The following is an 18,895-nucleotide window of genomic DNA, read 5'->3' on the forward strand; positions in this document are numbered from 1 at the left end:
TATCGATTGCGTAAGGAGGTAATATCAATATATCACCTCCTTATATGGTTATTGAAAATCAGCTGGAGTAAGTGTTGGATTGATAACTTGTTCAATCGCTACCATTTTTAATGGCACCGGAATATTGGGACTTTTGATGGTGCTAACAGCAGGCAGCTTAATTCCACTGTACTCTTTATACTCATTTATTTCCGCTTCGCCTTCGCTGGCACTTTCTGATTTTAGTTTCAAACCATTGGCAACGCTATAATAATTGATCGATTTAGTCCCATCTGCGGTTGTGATCAACACTTTATAGGATGCCTCATCATTTACCTTCACAATTCCGTCCAAGGCCAACTTCGTTCCATTTTTTACATAATTCAGTTCCGGAAAGATCTCCAATGCGTTTTTTAAGGCTTTGAACATCTCAGCTGGCACATCTTGCGTTTGTCCCTGATTGATCATGGTGGCTTTATCGGCATGAATGATAAACTTCGACATAACCTGAGCTCCCATTTTCATCGATTGTACAGCAATAGGTTCCGTTTGATCAACCAATAGCTCAGCCGTGATTTTCATACCTTGTACTTCAGCTTCTTGTATGCTCTTCAACGTTTTAACCTGTTCCAATTTATCTTTTCCACCAATAGCATTAAGATACTTATCAATGACCTTTTCTGCAGTCAAGTTTGCATCCTGAATCGTCGTTTTCACTTCCGGCTCACCTGTATTGGTATAATACCGAACTTCACCGAATTGCTTAATTCGACCTTCAAAAGTATCTGTATTACCGACAACGACAATGTAAGCATGAGCCGGCTTTATGTATTTCGGGGCCAATGTATTCAGCTGCTCAACAGTAACCGCATTTAAATTTTTAAGATAGTTTTTATAATAATCTTTCGGGAGATTCTGCAGCTCCGTGTTGATCGCAAAACGTGCAATCGTAGCGGGTTGCTCCAAAGAACGACCAAAACTACCGCCCAATATCGCTTTAGCGTCCGTCAGCTCTTGCTCAGTAATTGTTTTATTATCAATCCGTTTTAATTCTGCCAAGAATTGATACACTGCACTGTCTGTCACTTCCGTCCGAACACTGGCATTCGCACTGAAATTCCCAACAATCTTATCCGGAGATAAAGAAGAGTATGCGCCATAGGTATAGCCCTTTCGCTCTCTCAGATTCATGAAGAGCCTACCGGCAGAACCACCCCCTAAAATATTGTTCAATACCTGAGCGGGGATTGCATCTGCGTCATTATACTTCAGTTCAAGTGGATAGGTAATGTTTACCACTGATTGTACACTGGTGGGACGCTTTACGAGTATCACTTCGTTTTTCTGCGGTGCCATCGGAACTGCCCATTCTTGTTTTTTCACCTCTCCCTTCTGCCAGCTACCGAAGTATTGCTTGGTTAGGCGTTCGGCTTCTTGCTTGGTAATATCACCGACGATCGCAAGGTATCCGATATTCGGCTTAAAATAGGTGTTGTAATATGCCTTAATATCAGATAGTTGGACATTGGCAACTGTTTTCTCTGTAGCAAACTCTCCGTAAGGATGGTCTTTCCCGTACAATACCACATTGGACACTTTCTCGGAAATCTCATCCGGACTATCTTTTGAGCTTGCAATAGCGGAAATAGTCTGTTTTTTAAGTTTATCAAGTTCCAGTTGAGGGAATGATGGATTTAACAGTACATCCGAAAACAAAGTCAATAGTTTATCTTGGTATTTTGTTAAGGAGCTGGCATTGGCTGTTGTAGATCCAAAGGACATTTTTCCGCCTATCAAATCTATTTCTTCATCCAGCTGATCTTTCGTACGATTTTTTGTACCTCCCATCAGCATATCCCCAACCATATCAGTCAGGCCGGCTTTCTCTCCTTCAAACAGGGGTGAACGATCCAACACCAATGAATAGGTAACACGCGGTAGTTTATGGTTTTCAACGACAAACACCTTTAAACCATTGGGTAAGGTAAAGGTTTCGGCATCGCCGATATTAATTTGAGGAGCAGGACCCGGCTCCGGGTATTTTGTCCGATCGACCTGTGCACAAACAGGGCCGAGCGATAGAAAATATAACAATGTATATATATATATCCTTTTCATATCTATTTTTTTTGGAAGCGCTTCTTTAGGGTTATTTAACCGTCTATTAAACCTTATCTACTTGCTTTCCCCGGTTTTGGGGAGATAATGTAAAACGACCCGACTATCTTTGTTCAGGTATTCTTTCGCCACACGTTGTATGTCTTCCTTGGTAACTTCATTATAATTGGCAAGCTCTTTATTGATTTCGTTTGCATCACCATAATACACCTTCGCTTCAGCTAAACTTTCAGCTATACCTGCAACAGAGGCATGCCGACTTATAACAGCATTTTCAGTTTGCGCCTTTAGTTTCGCAAAATCCTGATCGGTTATACCTGCTGCCTGGAGTTTGTCAATTTGCTTATCAATCGCAATTTCAAGTGAATCGGCCCCAACCCCCATGTTGGCAATACCTAAAAATAAAAATAGGCCCCCGTCTTCCAGATCCAACGGCATGGCCATAATCTGCACGGCCTTCTGTTGTTTATCGACGACTTCTTTTGTAAGCAGTGAGCTTTTTCCTCCGGCTAAGTAGGTAGATAACATATTAAGCGCATAGCTATCGGGACTGTCTTTGCGTGGCAGATTATAAGCCTCTACAACAGCCGGTAATTGAATATTATCATACACAATATCACGGATTTCCCGGTTCCGTTTGGGTTCGATCACCGAGGGTCGTATTATCTCTTTTTTTCCTTTGGGGATTTCCGCAAAATATTTGCGGACCCACGTCTCTGTTTGCGCATAATCAATATCCCCCGCAATGGACAGAACAGCATTGTTCGGTACATAGTACGTTTTATAGAAGTCCATAAACTCTTGCAGGGAAGCAGCATTCAGGTGCTCCATAGAACCAATGGGAGCCCATTGATAAGGATGTTCATGATAAGCGCGTTTTAATACTTCAATCAATATAGAGCCGTAGGGTTGATTGTCCATTCGTTGACGTTTCTCTTCCTTAACCACCTCTCGTTGTGTTTCCACACCGATTGAATCAATTTTAGCATGTAACATTCGTTCACTCTCCATGTATAAAGCGGTTTCCAGATAGTTGGATGGAACAACTTCATGATAATACGTTTGATCATTCGAGGTATAGGCATTTAGCGTCCCCCCTATACTCTGTATTTTTTTCATAAACTCCCCCCGACCAATATGTTCACTCCCTTCAAACAATAAATGTTCGAAGAAATGGGCAAACCCGGTACGTTCCGGTTTTTCATTTTTAGAACCAACATGATACAGGACAGAAACGGCAGCAATGGGTGTGGTTTTATCCTGATGCATAATAACATTTAACCCGTTGTCTAATTTAAATTCCTTGAATTGGATTTTCTCCTGCGCGGTTAGTGCACCGGTTAAACTAAGTAAGCCGATTAACAGTCCCCCCTTTACTCCTTTTGTTTTATTCATATGTGCGATTATTGTGATGCTTTGGCGCATACTTGGTTTGGTAATTATTTCGTATTTGACTAGCTCAGATTCATCTTGTTACAAATGGTAGATATGATTTTTTCGCTCCCTTCCATCAAATCACCAGAGTTCTTTTATGGGATTAATCAAACTTAGATAAATTCATTTTTTTTCGCAAGTGTTTCATTTTGGTGTTCTGACTGTCTTAAAAAGCAGCCACATCCGTCCAAAACGTTAAATAATAATTAGGAAATACAGGAGCTCCGTTGGTCGGTTTTACCTAAAAAATAGAACCTTTATTTTGTCACTTTCTTCCGAAGAAAGTAACCAAAGACTCGTCGCTTGGAACTTTGCTTTAAACGGTAATGCATCAACGTGCAAACCGCAAATTTCCTAGGCGACATTGCAGCAGAACGGGGACTTTTACTTTTAACCGGACGTATTATTATCTTCAGCCCTAATATAGCCCTGCGCGTGGGTAAAACGGCCTTGGAGGATACCGAAGCAACGAGCAGCAAAGCATTTGCATCGCTGATCATGTTGCACTACCCAAGCGGATTGAGGAAGTGAAACGGCTCCGATACGCGCCATGAATGCTTTGCCATCAGATGCAAGGTAGCCTACACACGCCTTGATTTTGCTCAACTTTTATCAAGAAAAGTTGAATAAAATAATCGTTCCTTTAATATAAACAATTCATCTATGTGTTAACTCGATCCCTGTTTTAGGTCAGAAAGCCGATAGCCATATTAAATTTATTACCAACACCAGGGGATTCTTTTGCTTTCCCGACTAAAATAGCGCTTCTTATAGCAGAGAACATACACTTTTTTGTCCAAAAAATTTATTTTGGACAGCTCTGAAAAGCAGCAATATATCCAGCCAATTTTATCGCGTGAGGTATTAAAAAATTACACCCGATTTCTAAAAAAAGCGGAACAGCTAATGGGCTGTTCCGCTTTTTTCATCCGTATTTAATTATGTCTATTGCATCTGTTGACCTTGCCCACTCTCCCCTGCCTTTTGATCGTCATTTTGAATACCTCTCTCTTTTCTTGGTTTGGCATTATAATTCATCTTTCCAAACTTCCAGCTGAAAGTAACACCAAAAGAACGGAATGGCACAGCGAAGTTTGATTCTTGTCTGTAGCTAGCTGTTTGAATTTTCGATCTGAAATTCTTTTTCTCATTAAATGGATCGATAATATTCAATCCGATACTTGCCTGTTTCTTGAATATTTCCTTCTTCATACCTATACTCCACATATTAAAGGCTGGATTATAGCCTTGAAAAGTACGTCTCGGCGCATTCAGAATAAGAAATGTCTCTGCAATCAGCCCTCCTTTTAGGTTAACAGTACCACTTAAAAAGGCTTGGTACATCCAATAAACATTACCTGCCTGAGAGGTTAAGTTGTCGTCAATATTTTGAAGATTAATATCATAAGTGTACAAATTCAGATTACCCCGTAAGGTAAGAATCTTAATTGGATTGACTGAAGCAAACAGATTGGTACCGAATGAGTTATTCCTCCCCACATTCTCAAAGCTCTGCAATACAATCGGTTGATCTGCCGTTCCAATATTGGTATAAATTGACTCGATAACATCATTCGTACGCCTATAGTATAGGGATGCATTCAGAATCGTACTTTTGATCATCGTTGAATAACCAAGTTCGACATTGTGCGATAGCTCGGGATCCAATTCCGGGTTTCCTTGTCGTTGGTTCACGGGATCTGCTTCGTTCCGGAATGGATTCAAATAGAACAAACTAGGTCTTTGAATACGCTGGTTATAACTCAGTTTGACATTAGACATTTGTCCCAGCTTTTTCGACAGCACTACACTTGGAAGTAAGTTATGGTAATTGTTCTCAAAGGCTGGAAAATTTGCTACCGCATCCCCATCAAGCAATGTATATTCATATCGGGCACCCGCTTTTAATTCATAATCTTTAGCAAATGGTACACTAACTGTAAAATAACCAGCACCAACATTTTGTTTGTAACCGAAATCATAAGACCGCTGCGCATGATTGATATAAGAACCATTTTGTAACATGGTATCGACGGTAACATCAGAAGAAATATCTCGAAGGATGGCTTTTGCTCCCACTTCCAGCACGACTTTCTTGAAAGGATGGGTATAATCTACCTGAAAGGTAAGTTCATCGTTTATACCATTGTTATAACCCATCTCGTTCGGTCTGAAATTCTGTTGCTGGTATAGTGTATTGTAATCTGTATTGTTGTTATTTTTTGAGTATTGACCCGCAAAGGTTAATTCTTGTCCTTTTTTTTCAAATTTATGTGTATAATCCGCGCTCCAATCAAATCCATGAAATTTAATCTGATTTCTTGAATTACTTAAAATTTGATTAACTCCACCGTAAATAGACGTCATATCACCATCTACCTCCATTCGAAATTGATTGTAGTTAAACGAAGAGGTGATAATATTTTTATCATCTATATCATAGTCTACACTTATGCTCCCCCTTCCCCCACCACGCTTGGTAGTGCTAGCACTATTCTGCGAAATCAAAGGCTCGTCTGTCAACGATCGTTGATCAAAGGTGACATCCGTCGTAACGGGCCACCCCCACATCGCACCCAGGTTAGCAGTAACACCTAATTTACCTTTACGCACATTCACATTTCCATTGAAGTTGTTTTGACGCGTACCTATACCTCCCGAAATGGAACCATTTACCCCCACGACATCCTTCTTTTTAGTAATAATGTTAATAATCCCTGAGGTACCCTCCGCATCGTATTTAGAAGAAGGACTGGTAATGACTTCCACATTCTTAATCTGATCGGCCGGAATCATACGCAATGCGTCTGCTACATTGTTGGTCATGGCCCCTGACGGCTTTCCATTAATAAAGATACGAGCGTTTTGATCGCCGCGCAAAGACACATTACCATCCATATCCACCGATAATAAGGGAACTTTTCTCAATACATCGGCTGCATTCCCTCCAGCAACCGTTACATCCTGCTCCGCGTTATATACAAGTCTGTCTACTTTATTTTCGACTACCGGCACCTGCCCTGTAATTTCTACCGCTTGTAGTTCCGTTGCAGAAGGTTTCAACAATATATTGGCCACATCAAGGGAAGTGGTTTGTTCAGTGATTTCGATCGATGTAATTGTTTTAGGACTATATCCCATGGCACTAATAATGAGCCTATATTTTCCAACGGGTATTTTTTCTAGATTGAATAATCCCCCCTCATTTGCCAACGCGCCGGTAATTGATTGTGAGGATGTACTTTTTAAAAGGGTTACTGTCGCAAAATCAATAGGCTTGTTCGTTAAAGAATCTATTACTATTCCCTTTATCTTTCCTGGTCCACTAACTTGTTGCGCAAAAGCGACACAAGCCCCCAACTGCATCAAAATACATACAAATAACTGTTTGCTTATACTCATCTGATCTATTTTTTGAACATTAGTCGTTTCCAAGCGACAAATGTTACAACAACAAGTATACAAAAGGTAAGCAAACAGGTAACTTATTAGTTACTTACTGTTTTAATTATTTATTTCAACAAATCCGTTTTATCTGTAACCGGCTAATTGCGACTCATATACCAAATAGCTAATGATTATATAGCTATTTAACCGGTAAAAACAGCTTGTACAACCAGTCTTATCTACAATATTGGCACGATATATGCTAAAATGAGGACAGGTTTAGGTTGATTTGAAACTTAGGTTTCGGCCCCACTCCCCAAGTGGGGTTTTTTTATTTAAAAAAATCTGACTATCAGCTTTCCTCCCTAAAACCAGGAATTTCACTTTAACATACCGAAGAAGGTGTTTATGTTGTTTATTTCATTAGGCGTTCATGAGCTCGCCTTGCTCGGTTTTGCGTCACTTTTTGCGGACCTTGAAAAAGCTTGAGCTCCTTTAAAAAGAATTAATTAGCGAAAAAACCACGAAGTAGCATGAGTGCCTTTTAAAACAAACAACAACGAATAAAAGGGACTAAAATACCTTACTTTTTCATTCAAATGCACCTATTTTAACGACATATTTTGCTTCAATAACGCAAAATGATCAATAATTATCAACCTATAAATATCAAACAAGCAAAAAAAAGTATTCTGAAAAAAATAAGGCATGTGCATACCTTATTTTATTGAATTTTCAGCAGATACATCAAAAAAAAATTCTCTGCCAAAGTGTCATTTGAGCAACCTGTACGAGCTTTATCTGCAAAAAAAACGACACAGCACAGACTCGCTAAACAACGGAAATAACAGCAAATAAAAAGTTCAAATAAAGAATAAAAAATCACTGATTATCAATTTATTAAAAATAATAAAAATTTATTTTTGCAAATTTGATATTAATTCAAGGGTAATAAAAGGAATAAAAGCAGCGTAAAGACAATGACCTCCATTATCCGTTAAACCAAAAGCTGCAAAAAATAAAGTAAAAAACTCATTATCAATAAAATAAAAAACAAATCTATTTACAATTGCGAAATTCGCAATACCTCTGATTTATACCAAACCCTTTTTTTGAAAAACACCTGAAACAGGTTAACAAAGAAAGAAAAAATAGTCAGACACTAATAATATTAGCAACATCATATTTATATATAATCTGTTAAAAATTAGCGGGGATTCAATTTTATTTTGTGAAAAATGTTATAAAAAACAATCATTTCCTGTTCCTTTCCAATTACCTGCTTGCGTGTTTTTGAGAAATTACTTTACAGGAATGATTAAACCTTTTTTTCTATGCGCATTCCAATAAGATGTAAAATGAAAAACATGAAAACAGCAAAATTTATTACTTTATGTCTGATGCTCTTATCGATTTTCACTTATTCGGAAGCATTGGCGCAGCACGGAAGAGGGCGCGGACATGGACGTGAACGCGAGCACAGAGGTCACGATTATAGGCGTGGAGACCGGGACCATTATAGACATGATAGAGGTTATTATAAAAAGAGCCATAAACACTATAATAAGCAGGTAAGGTATTACGAGAAGCATCGTCGGCAGCGTTATTACGGGTATCCTAGATGGGCCCACGCCCATCGTTATCGTGCTAGACATCATGTTTATTTCAGGGATTATTGTACATTTTATGATCCCTATCGTGGTGGATATGTATATTGGTCCAGTAATCGTTGGATTTTCTCGCAAAGTGTGCCTGCTTTTTTAGCGAATGTAGATCTCGGGAGCGCACGCATTCAGTTAATGGCCAACATACCCCTAGAAAGACATCCTGAGTATTACTACGAGGAATATGCGCGAAGTTATCCGCGCAGCACGAGCGTTCATATCAACCTTTCCTTACCACCCTTTTAGTGACAATTCACGAAAAGAGGGGTCCTAACTTTTGTTTAAAAGTTAGGACTTTTTAATGCGATAATAATTGCAATAAAGCTTCTTTAGAAAAAGATTGTTTGTTGAGGGTTGCTGAATCGACCAGTTTAGTGAACAGTTCATTTTTACTGTGTTGTAACTGGAGGACTTTCTCTTCTATGGTCTCTTTACAGATCAGTCGTATAGCGATTACCTTTTTCCGCTGCCCCATTCTATAAGCACGGTCAATGGCTTGATCTTCCACTGCCGGATTCCACCACGGATCAATTAAATACACATAATCGGCTTCGGTCAAATTTAAACCGACTCCACCGACTTTTAAGCTTATTAAAAAAACCTTCACCTCCTCATTGTGTTTAAATTGCTCAATAAGCTCCTTTCGATCTTTCACTTTTACATTACCCGTCATTTTAACAGTCTGTAAGCCTTGTTTATGCAACTGTTCTTCTACCAGATCCAACATATGCACATATTGAGAGAATAATAAGATTTTGTGTCGGACACTCCTTTGTTCAATTTCCTCTGTCAACCACTCCAATTTCGTGGCATTTGGCGCATCGCTATATTTATCCTTCAACAAAAGTGGGGAATCACAAATTTGGCGCAACCGCATCAAACCCTTTAACACGATGGCATTTTTGTTACTTAACTCCTCATCTGTTTGTGCTGAAATATAGGACCGAAATTCCTGCTGATGTAAGTCATATATTTTTCTTTGCTCTTCCCCCATTTCACAATAGACCACCATTTCCGTTTTCTCAGGCAACTCATCCATTACTTCTGCTTTCGTTCTTCTTAAGACAAAAGGTTTAATCTTATGTAACAACGCTTCCAGACGCTTACTCACACCAAATTTGTCGATAGGCGTCGAATATACATCACGAAAATATCTTTTGTTACCCAAGAGCCCCGGACAGGCAAATGAAAGCTGACCGAATAGATCAAAAGTGTTATTTTCTAGGGGGGTCCCTGTCACCGCAATCTTCGTTCTTGCTTTTAATCGGTTTGCAGCACGATATCGTTGCGATGCCAGGTTCTTTATATGTTGTGACTCGTCAAGAAATATATGGTCAAATTCGATTTGTTGAAAACGGTCCAAATCTGCCACCATAGTTCCATAGGACGTTAAAACAACGTCCCACGACGACACGCTATTGATCTGGATTCGTTTTCCGCCATGCCAAAGGAAAACCCGCAGCGAGGGAACAAATTTCCCAAATTCTTGTAGCCAGTTTGTCAACAAGGTAGCCGGAACAACGATTAAATTTGTACCGACCCCTCCCTCTTCTTTCTTAAGTTGTAAGAACGCAAGAATCTGAATCGACTTTCCCAAACCCATATCATCTGCTAAACACCCCCCGAAACCTAGCCGGCTCAAACTATGCAACCATTTCACGCCGTCTAATTGATAAGGTCTTAACTGGCCGATAAATCCTTCCGGAACCTTTACTGTTGTGTCTTCATCTCCGTCTTTCCATTGCTTAAAACGGAATAGCTCATCTTTTACCCCGCTATCGAACATATCGGTTTCATAGACGGCAAGCAATTCTTGAAAATTCATCTTGCCCGTTTTAAGCAACTCACCTGCTCGTCTACCAAGGCGGAAGTATTCCTCCAGTTTGTGAAGCCATTCAATGGGCAAGACACCATGTGTTCCGTCATCCAACAGTACGTAGTTAGATTTATTTTTAATTGCTTTTTCCAGATCACGCAGCCGAGCTGTTTTTCCGCCATAAGCAACTTTTAGCTTTGTATTAAACCAATTAATACCACTGGTAACTTCAATGCTAATTTTAGCTTTGTATGGGCTCTTATTCCAAGACAACTTATTGTATCCCAAAACAGATATCTTTTCCGTTTGCCACTGCTCAAAGGCATTCAAAAACCAATCGTCGTCAAAAAACCGATCTTGATGTAAATAAAAATAAAGCAAATCGTCATCCAATTGCTCGGGGAAAAAAGGATGTTGTTTGAGGAGAAAAGACAAGAATTGTAATTCCTCCTCTTCACGACGATGAATCAATAATGGATTTCCCTGTTCATCACTTCCATAAACCGGTCGTTTTGAACGGATGGGAATCTCAACTGTTCCATAGCGCATTACAGGCTCAATGACGATATAATTCTCAGATTCAGACAAATAAATTATTCGCTCAGGGGGTTGTATAGCCCTTTGTATTGAAACGGAAGCTTCTATTATTGAACGAAACCTATAGTTCACCTTCAACAAATCGCTCACACTATCTAACAAGTGGCTCTGCAAATGTGGATATTTTGATTCATGCACAAGTAGATCAGTTCCGAGGTTTTTGAAAAATTGGACAATTTTCCATATATTGTAATTCTTAGGGACGTAAAAGGTTTCACCGATAACGAGGAAGCAATCAAAAGCAAAAGTGAGATCTTGTACTCGATACAATTGGTTTTCGATCTGCAACCATAGACCTACTTCATAAAATGTATCTCTTTTCTGAATCTCTAATGTAAATTGATCTCGTTCTATTGGTTGCAGTTTCACCTTGCTAAAATTTCTTGCCTGAAACTGCATTGAATTTGTATGATAATAAACAGGCATATGAAGCGGATTCTTTACGACTTCCTGCAAAGCACGCATATCATCTTCATCATAAAATTCCTTTATGGGCTGCTGGAATCTACTTACCGCCACCAGAAAGCGAATATATTCAGGGTGTGTTTCATACCATAACAGCGTTGCTGCATCAATCGTCTTCACTAATGTCTTCACTTTGCCATTGGCAGCAAAGGTTAATTCGCCAAGTTGAATCATCAGATGATGATAATGTTTATGGTGATAAATAAGAATAGCTTTACCATCCTCTTTATGTTCGCGAAAAGCAGGTTTAGTGTCCGGTAAAAGTTTATTTTTTAGATACGCTATATTTTCATCTGTTATCTTTAACAAACCTTGTATTCTTGGTTTAAGTATTAACGTATTTTCCCCATAATGCATTTGGAAATGTGAAGCGATATCAACTTCATGCTCCAAGCCGTAGTCTTTTCCAATTTTTTTAAGTTTCGAATGCCGCAAAATTCCATCAAAAAAAAATCGGATATTTTCGTTTTTAATGATCTCATAAAGAATGCGATGGCTATGTTGGCACATTCTTATTGGTTTTTCGAAGCAAGTGCAATGAAAATTAAGACGCTTTTTCTCGCTGTTTTTCCATACACTTACACGTGTAGTGGACGCGCCGAGATATAAATAGTCAAAGACACCTCTGTCAACAGCCAATTGCACAACATCTACGGAAGCTCCTGGCATGAGTTGATCAGATGAATGTTTATACATCAAGATATCGGATAATTGCTCATCCGCAAAATCTTCAATAATATAAGAAGCATCTCCAGCGTCTATTATTTTATTTACAAAGGTCATTTTATAACATTCTTATGAATATATTTCCCACAAATATTAGCTACCTTCAACAAAGCTATTCATAAGCAAGCTTAGATTTGCAATAAAGAATGAATTATATTAGCACACGTTCATCAACACTTAACTGCTGAGCGCTTTAATCGTTAACGGATCTAAGGGATTGTCAGCATATAGCCTCGCTTACGAGCAAGATGAATGCACGGAAATTATAAAAAAATGAAGATCATTATTATTGGAGCAACCGGAACAATTGGCAAGCATGTGACCAAGCTGTTTGAAAGCAAACACGAAGTCGTTAAAGTGGGTGTTACGAGAGGAGACTACCAAGTGGATATTTCCTCTGAACAATCGATAAAGATTTTTTTTGAAACTATTGGCCCATTCGATGCACTCATTAGTACAACGGGCAAGGCAGCTTTCAAGCCATTAGAGGGACTAACTGGTGCTGACTTCAAGATGGGTTTGGACAACAAGTTATTGGGACAAATTAATTTGATACTTATCGGTCAACATTATATTAACCCTGCCGGCTCATTCACATTGACCTCCGGGATTCTTTCCGACGACCCCATACCGGGAGGAACTGCGTTGAGTACAGTAAATGGTGCTATTAACGCATTTGTAAAAGGTGCTGCCATTGAACTTAAGAGAGATGTGCGCATAAACGCCGTGAGCCCGGGCGTTGTTGAAGATTCTCCTTCATTTTTTGAAGCTTTCGCCGGTCACATTCCGGTTAAAATGGAACGTGTCGCAAATGCTTATTATAAAAGTGTAATGGGAGCAATCACCGGAGAAGTAATTCGTGTATTCTAATCTTTTTTGTAATCTATTATATGACAAAATGGGAAATTGACCCTAAGCATTCGGAAATCCATTTCCGAGTAAAACATATGCTTATATCGACTGTAACCGGCTTATTTACTAAATTTGAGGGAACAGTAGAAACGACAGATCCAATGGATTTCACACATGCATCGATCCGCTTATCGATCGATGCGAACAGCGTTTATACCAATGAATCCTACCGGGATGAACACCTGAAATCATCCTCTTTTTTCGATGTTACGCAACATCCGACCATTACTTTTCACGCTACGGAGCTAAGCGCCGGAGAGGAAGCTGAAACATTCATATTAAAAGGGACACTTACCATCAAAGGTGTGGCGGGAGAAGTGAAACTTCATGTTTCATTCGGCGGAACCGTAGAAGAGAAAAACCAATTGAAAGCCGGTTTTCAGGTGTCAGGAAGCATCAACAGAAAACACTTTGGCCTCACGTATAATCCGCTAATGGAAGCCGGTGGAATGGTCGTATCGGAAGAAATCGAACTGGCTGCCAACATTGAATTAATAAAAATATCCTGATGTATGAATAACTTCAAAACTGTGACCGAGTCTCAAACGATTATGACGGAGCTGATGATCCCCTCCTATTCCAATTTTGGCGGAAAAATACACGGTGGTGTTATCCTATCGTTAATGGATAAAGTTGCCTATGTATGTGCCGCCAAACATGCCGAAACATATTGTGTTACTGCCTCGATTGATACCGTTGATTTTAGGGCTTCCGTAGAAGTGGGTGAAATCATTTCGCTACTGGCCTCCGTTAACTATGTCGGCAATTCCTCGCTCGTAGTTGGCATTAAAGTATTGGCAGAGAACGTGAAAACACATGCTGTTAAACATACAAATTCCAGCTACTTTTCGATGGTGGCTTTAGACGAAGAAACACACAAGCCCGTTCAGGTTCCCGGTTTGGTTTTAGAAAACGAAACAGAGATACAACGTTTTATTACAGCCATGCACCGCAAGGAATTAAATCGGTATTATAAGCAGGAGGGCGAACGTATTAAATCGGACTTCAAGAATCAGGATATTATTGAAGCACTGAAGAAAGAACGGTGTATTCTGAAAGAATCATATTAACCTGAAATCGATTCGATTATTAATTCAGATCCCCAACACCTTCATCTTTATAGATTTCGACCTCGAACTCCCCTGTTGCTGAGATAGCTCCACGGTACATACCGGAAGTATTGAAGGGCATCGCAACATTACCTTCTTTATCCAATGCAATCAGGCCGCCGTTACCCCCGGCCTTTGCTACTTTGGCAAGAGCAGTTTCTGCAGCATCTTGTACCTTCAAATTCTTATAATCCATGAGTGCAGCCACATCATAGGCCACCACATTCCGAATATAAAATTCCCCCCAACCTGTGCAAGATACCGCAACGGACGCATTATTGGCATAAGTACCTGCACCGATAATGGGAGAATCACCTATTCTTCCAAATTTTTTATTCGTCATCCCTCCTGTCGAAGTTCCAGCGGCCAGATTCCCCTGATTGTCCAGTGCGACGCAGCCCACTGTACCAAACTTATCATCCTGAATACCGCCTCCAAGTCGCGCAGCAGTCTTACCGCTCTTTTCCTGAGCTGCTTCGTGTTGAAGGGCCTTCTGAAGCCCATCCCATCGCTCTTTCGTATAAAAATACGATGGATCGACCATCCTCAAACCTACTTGTCGAGCGAAGTCTTCAGCCCCCTCCCGCGCCAGCAGTACATGTTCTGATTTCTCCATAACCGCACGAGCGGCACTTATCGGGTTTTGAATGGTCGTTACTCCTGCTACCGCACCTGCACGCAAGCGCGCTCCATCCATAATAGCCGCATCTAATTCGTTTTTTCCCTCATGCGTAAACACAGCTCCTTTCCCGGCATTGAACAAAGGAGAATCCTCTAAAACGTGTATTGTTTTCTCAACAGCATCTAGTGCACTTCCATGCTGTTTGATAACTTCATAACCTACCAATAAGGCTTCTCTCAACTTTGTGCGATAGGCTTGCTCTAATTCGGCCGTCATACGGCCCCGCTCAATGGTCCCAGCACCACCGTGTATTACCAATACATACTTCTTCTGTTGTGCATGGGCAACCGTCAATAAGATAGAAAACAATAAAAAAAGTCGTAAGCGTCGTTTAATTTTCACAGTATATATTAATTTCCCATAAAAATACAGCATTTTCATTAGAATTTATCATTTAAATCGATGGCACCTTGTTAGACCATTCACTTGGCACCACGCCCTCAAAACAGAATATTATTCAAATTTTACAATTCAACAATGAATATTATTCAAAAACAATCCAAACAATCTGTATTTTTGTCGGCCCTATTTATAATGAAAGATTATGCAGGATATACAACTAGATCGGATTGATCTGGAAATATTGGATTACTTACAGAAGAACTCTCGGATGACGAACGCAGATTTGGCCCGCGAATTGGGCATGGCTCCCTCCGGCATACTTGAACGAGTCCGTAAGCTTGAACAAAAGGGTGCGCTGATACAATATACTGCGCGTATAAATCCGGAAGCCGTCAATCAAAGTCTGTTGGCATTTATTTTCATCAGCGTGTCAGATGGTTTAGGTTGTGATGAAACGGATAAACTGCTCAGTGAGATAGAAGCCATTCAGGAGATTCATCATATTACAGGCGAGGATTGCTATCTCGTAAAAATTCGGGTAGCAAGCTCCGGTGAATTAATGCATTTCATGAAGACTTCGTTGAGGGATATTCCCAATATTATATCAACGCGAACAACCATCGTGTTGGAGACCGTTAAAGAAAATCAGCACCTTGTTATCAAAAAAAATACCGCAGAAAATGACGAAAACTAAGAATACATCGACATTGGCAATTATTATCGCCTACTTGTTAATTTACATTGTTTGGGGTTCTACCTATTTTTTTATTCATATTGCCCTTCAGGGTTTTAGCCCCTTTCTTTTGGGAGCGGTACGTTTTACAACTGCAGGAATTTTACTGCTGATTTGGTGCGGAAAAATGAAAGAACCGATATGGAATAAGCAATTGATAAAAACGGCAGCCATTACCGGTATACTGCTTTTGTTCATCGATATGGGGTTGGTCATGAAAGCTCAACAGTATTTACCTAGTAGCCTGATTGCCATCGTTGCTGCTTCTACGGCTATATGGATATTGTTGCTCGACAAAAAGATGTGGAAAATCAATTTTCGAAACTGGAATACCATTCTGGGGGTTTTAATAGGATTTATTGGAGTTATCTTGCTTTTTAGTGAACAATTAGCTACTTCCTTCACCGAAACGGGCGTATCTAATCAAGCGATTGGCATGTGCTTGCTTATATTAGGTACACTTTCTTGGGCCTCGGGCTCTGTTTATTCAAAGTACAGTGTGCTACCAAATGGTGTTACCTTTGCCAATGCAGCTTGGCAAATGCTGATTGCAGGCGCACTGTTTTGGATTGCCTCTTTTGTGCATGGTGATGTACAGCGATTTAATGTGCAAGTTGTGCCACACGTCTCTTATCTCGCCATCGGTTATCTTATTATCTTTGGTTCTATTCTGGCTTTCACTAGCTATATCTGGTTGCTCAAGGTACGTCCGGCAACGGAAGTTAGCACGCATGCTTACGTTAATCCACTGGTAGCAGTCTTTTTGGGAAGCACCTTTGCTAACGAACAAATTACGCTGATTCAAATTATTGGTCTCACCATTATCTTATGCGGCGTCGCCATGATAAATTTGGTAAAGGTAAAAAAGCGTGACAAGCAAATGAAGCCGCTGTGTCCCGAGCAGTAAATTTCCCTTGCTACTTACCCATAATGTTGTAAAAATTATAATCAGTCATTGGCGCATCCGTGAACCCAAGTTGACGACCAATACTTACGATCTGACCTCTATGATAAGTATTGTGATTCACAAACTGCATAATGTATTCTGATGCCAAAAATTCACAATTAAACCAGGGGCTTTCTACTAAAATAGGTTCGTGCAATTCATTAACAGTCATGGCGCTCACATAGTCTGCAATTTGAGCGGATTGCTCCACAACAAAATCCATCGCTTCGTCAAGTGTTAGGCCGTGTTCGGGATCGAAGTCATATTTCTTATTGATAATGGCAAACCAGTATCCTTGCGTTCTACACATATGGATCAAGGTCAGATAAATGCTTGGGAAACTAGAAAGAACTTCTTTTTCTAAAAGTTCCCTTGGCTTTGTTTTCAGCCAGTTGATCAATGTAATATTAGTCCATAAATTGTAATCTGCATAATTTCTTATCAAATTAGTTAAGCCTGCTGATTCGAGTTCGAAGGTGTCTTTTTCCTGTACCATAATCGCTAAGTTTTTATATACCAAAGAAAAGACACATGAGTGACAACAGTATGTCATGCGCTTTTTCATTTTTTACGAAACGGCAAATAATTCGAGCAAATGGACACCTCGGATTTTTTAACGCCACGCTCTTTTATGAAAAAGCAGAATAAAAATTCTATTAAAGATCGAAGGTATGCAAAGCTTGTAATGAAGTCGATACTTCTCTATAAGATTACTGAAACAAATAGCACTTCAAAATGGCTATTCCATCCATTGTATTATACTAGCAATTTATTTAAGTTTGTTTAGAAATGCCAAAAAAGATTAAATGGACTACCAGGCTATTATTCAAGAATCTGCAAATTGGATCAAGGATTATATCAAAGCGCGAAACAACACCAATTTATGCTTTCACGATATCGAACATATACTTCAAGTGGTAGAAGCAAGTAAGAAAATCGGTGATTATTACAAACTATCAGCACAAGACGATTTCATCGTCCAAGTAGCCGCTTATTTCCACGACGTTGGATACTACACCGGACCTCCTCAAAACCATGAATTACGTGGTGCTGAAATTGCTGAAAAATTCTTACAGGAAAGACAAGTGGATGAACCGATCATTGAATCTATCAAGAAATGTATTATTGCTACGCGCATGCCTCAAACCCCACAAACCTTACTGGAAAAGATTGTATGTGATGCAGACTTATTCCATTTAGGGAGTGAGGGATTTAATGAAAGAAACAAACTGATGCGAAAAGAAGCAGAAGGTTGTCGAGGAGAATCAATTGACAAGGATACCTGGCGCAACGGAACCATTACTTTAATGGAAAGACATCACTACCACACCGAATACGCGAACCTGTTCTTAAATGACAAAAAACTTAAAAATCTGGCTTCACTTAAATTAAAATCCAACCATACAACCATGGAAGAAGATAAAAAAACAAAGAAAGACAAAGATAAAGACAAACGCCCTGATCGGGGGATTGAGACGATGTTTAGGGTAACATCTACTAACAACCAACGCTTAAGTGATATGGCGGACAATAAAAGTAACATACTTATAACCGTTAATTCTATTATTCTTTCCGTCATTATCGCCTTACTATTACGCAAGCTTGATAGTAACGAACATCTCGTTCTGCCTACTTTTGTTCTCCTTGCTGTAAGTTTATCAACGGTGGTGGTAGCGATCTTAGCGACCCGCCCTTATATACCGAACGGTGTTTTTTCACAGGAAGACATGAAGGAAAAGAAAGTAAATCTCCTCTTTTTTGGCAATTTTTACAAAATGGGCTTGCAGGAATACAATGAAGGTATGCGAACGGTTATGGAAGATCGTGATTTCCTATACGGAACCCTCATCAAAGACGTTTATTCGCAGGGTGTAGTGCTCGGCAGAAAATATCGCTTATTGCGAATCGCATATAACATATTCATGTACGGATTAATTGCCTCCGTACTCTCTTTTATTGCTGTCATTGTCACCATTCAATAATAA

The 18,895-nt window shown here is 39.6% G+C and carries 14 protein-coding genes; 8 read left to right on the plus strand and 6 right to left on the minus strand.

The window, feature by feature from the left end:
- Positions 1–48: 48 nt before the first annotated feature.
- Both RYH73_RS20250 and RYH73_RS20255 read right to left on the minus strand, forming a co-directional pair.
- The gene (locus RYH73_RS20250) at positions 49–2,097 is read right to left on the minus strand and encodes a M16 family metallopeptidase (protein ID WP_335315305.1); all 2,049 of its coding nucleotides are present in this window, start codon (positions 2,095–2,097) and stop codon (positions 49–51) included.
- Between the two features lie 57 nt (positions 2,098–2,154).
- Positions 2,155–3,492: a M16 family metallopeptidase gene (locus RYH73_RS20255; RefSeq protein ID WP_335315306.1), complete on the minus strand. Its 1,338-nt coding sequence runs from the start codon at positions 3,490–3,492 to the stop codon at positions 2,155–2,157.
- Between the two features lie 375 nt (positions 3,493–3,867).
- Here RYH73_RS20255 and RYH73_RS20260 point away from each other — a divergent pair, with 375 nt between their 5' ends.
- A complete protein-coding gene (locus RYH73_RS20260) occupies positions 3,868–4,062 on the plus strand; it encodes a hypothetical protein (RefSeq protein WP_335315307.1) in 195 nt (64 codons plus the stop codon).
- 414 nt (positions 4,063–4,476) lie between these two features.
- Here the strand turns inward: RYH73_RS20260 and RYH73_RS20265 are convergent, their stop codons facing one another.
- Positions 4,477–6,933 (minus strand): TonB-dependent receptor domain-containing protein, encoded by a 2,457-nt coding sequence (locus tag RYH73_RS20265; RefSeq protein WP_335315308.1) that lies wholly within the window; start codon positions 6,931–6,933, stop codon positions 4,477–4,479.
- A 1,352-nt stretch (positions 6,934–8,285) separates the two neighbouring features.
- Between RYH73_RS20265 and RYH73_RS20270 the strand changes: the two genes are divergently transcribed.
- Positions 8,286–8,828 carry a hypothetical protein gene (locus tag RYH73_RS20270; RefSeq protein WP_335315309.1) on the plus strand — a complete coding sequence of 181 codons (543 nt, stop codon included), beginning with the start codon at positions 8,286–8,288 and terminating at the stop codon, positions 8,826–8,828.
- Between the two features lie 52 nt (positions 8,829–8,880).
- Here the strand turns inward: RYH73_RS20270 and RYH73_RS20275 are convergent, their stop codons facing one another.
- Positions 8,881–12,243 (minus strand): DEAD/DEAH box helicase, encoded by a 3,363-nt coding sequence (locus RYH73_RS20275; protein WP_335315310.1) that lies wholly within the window; start codon positions 12,241–12,243, stop codon positions 8,881–8,883.
- A gap of 216 nt (positions 12,244–12,459) precedes the next feature.
- Between RYH73_RS20275 and RYH73_RS20280 the strand changes: the two genes are divergently transcribed.
- Genes RYH73_RS20280 through RYH73_RS20290 form a run of 3 tightly spaced genes read left to right on the plus strand, consistent with a single transcriptional unit; the run spans position 12,460 to position 14,168 of the window.
- Positions 12,460–13,056: a short chain dehydrogenase gene (locus RYH73_RS20280; protein WP_335315311.1), complete on the plus strand. Its 597-nt coding sequence runs from the start codon at positions 12,460–12,462 to the stop codon at positions 13,054–13,056.
- Positions 13,057–13,076: 20 nt separating this feature from the next.
- Positions 13,077–13,607: a YceI family protein gene (locus RYH73_RS20285; protein WP_335315312.1), complete on the plus strand. Its 531-nt coding sequence runs from the start codon at positions 13,077–13,079 to the stop codon at positions 13,605–13,607.
- 3 nt (positions 13,608–13,610) lie between these two features.
- Complete coding sequence (locus tag RYH73_RS20290; protein WP_335315313.1) at positions 13,611–14,168, plus strand: acyl-CoA thioesterase; 558 nt, start codon at positions 13,611–13,613, stop codon at positions 14,166–14,168.
- A gap of 19 nt (positions 14,169–14,187) precedes the next feature.
- On the opposite strand, the gene RYH73_RS20295 is transcribed toward RYH73_RS20290, so the two are convergent.
- Positions 14,188–15,231, minus strand: coding sequence for an isoaspartyl peptidase/L-asparaginase family protein (locus RYH73_RS20295; RefSeq protein WP_335315314.1), 1,044 nt, complete (start codon positions 15,229–15,231; stop codon positions 14,188–14,190).
- Between the two features lie 202 nt (positions 15,232–15,433).
- On the opposite strand from RYH73_RS20295, the gene RYH73_RS20300 reads away from it, so the two are divergent.
- A complete protein-coding gene (locus RYH73_RS20300; protein ID WP_335315315.1) occupies positions 15,434–15,925 on the plus strand; it encodes an Lrp/AsnC family transcriptional regulator in 492 nt (163 codons plus the stop codon).
- Positions 15,912–16,871, plus strand: a complete 960-nt coding sequence (locus tag RYH73_RS20305) for an EamA family transporter (RefSeq protein ID WP_335315316.1) — start codon at positions 15,912–15,914, stop codon at positions 16,869–16,871. The genes RYH73_RS20300 and RYH73_RS20305 overlap by 14 nt, the downstream gene beginning before the upstream one ends.
- A gap of 10 nt (positions 16,872–16,881) precedes the next feature.
- Here RYH73_RS20305 and RYH73_RS20310 read toward each other — a convergent pair whose 3' ends face one another.
- Positions 16,882–17,406: a DinB family protein gene (locus RYH73_RS20310; protein WP_335315317.1), complete on the minus strand. Its 525-nt coding sequence runs from the start codon at positions 17,404–17,406 to the stop codon at positions 16,882–16,884.
- A 310-nt stretch (positions 17,407–17,716) separates the two neighbouring features.
- On the opposite strand from RYH73_RS20310, the gene RYH73_RS20315 reads away from it, so the two are divergent.
- Positions 17,717–18,892, plus strand: a complete 1,176-nt coding sequence (locus RYH73_RS20315; protein ID WP_335315318.1) for a Pycsar system effector family protein — start codon at positions 17,717–17,719, stop codon at positions 18,890–18,892.
- The last annotated feature ends 3 nt before the right edge of the window (positions 18,893–18,895 follow it).

Source organism: Olivibacter sp. CPCC 100613, assembly GCF_036959255.1.
Taxonomy (GTDB): Bacteria; Bacteroidota; Bacteroidia; order Sphingobacteriales; family Sphingobacteriaceae; genus Olivibacter.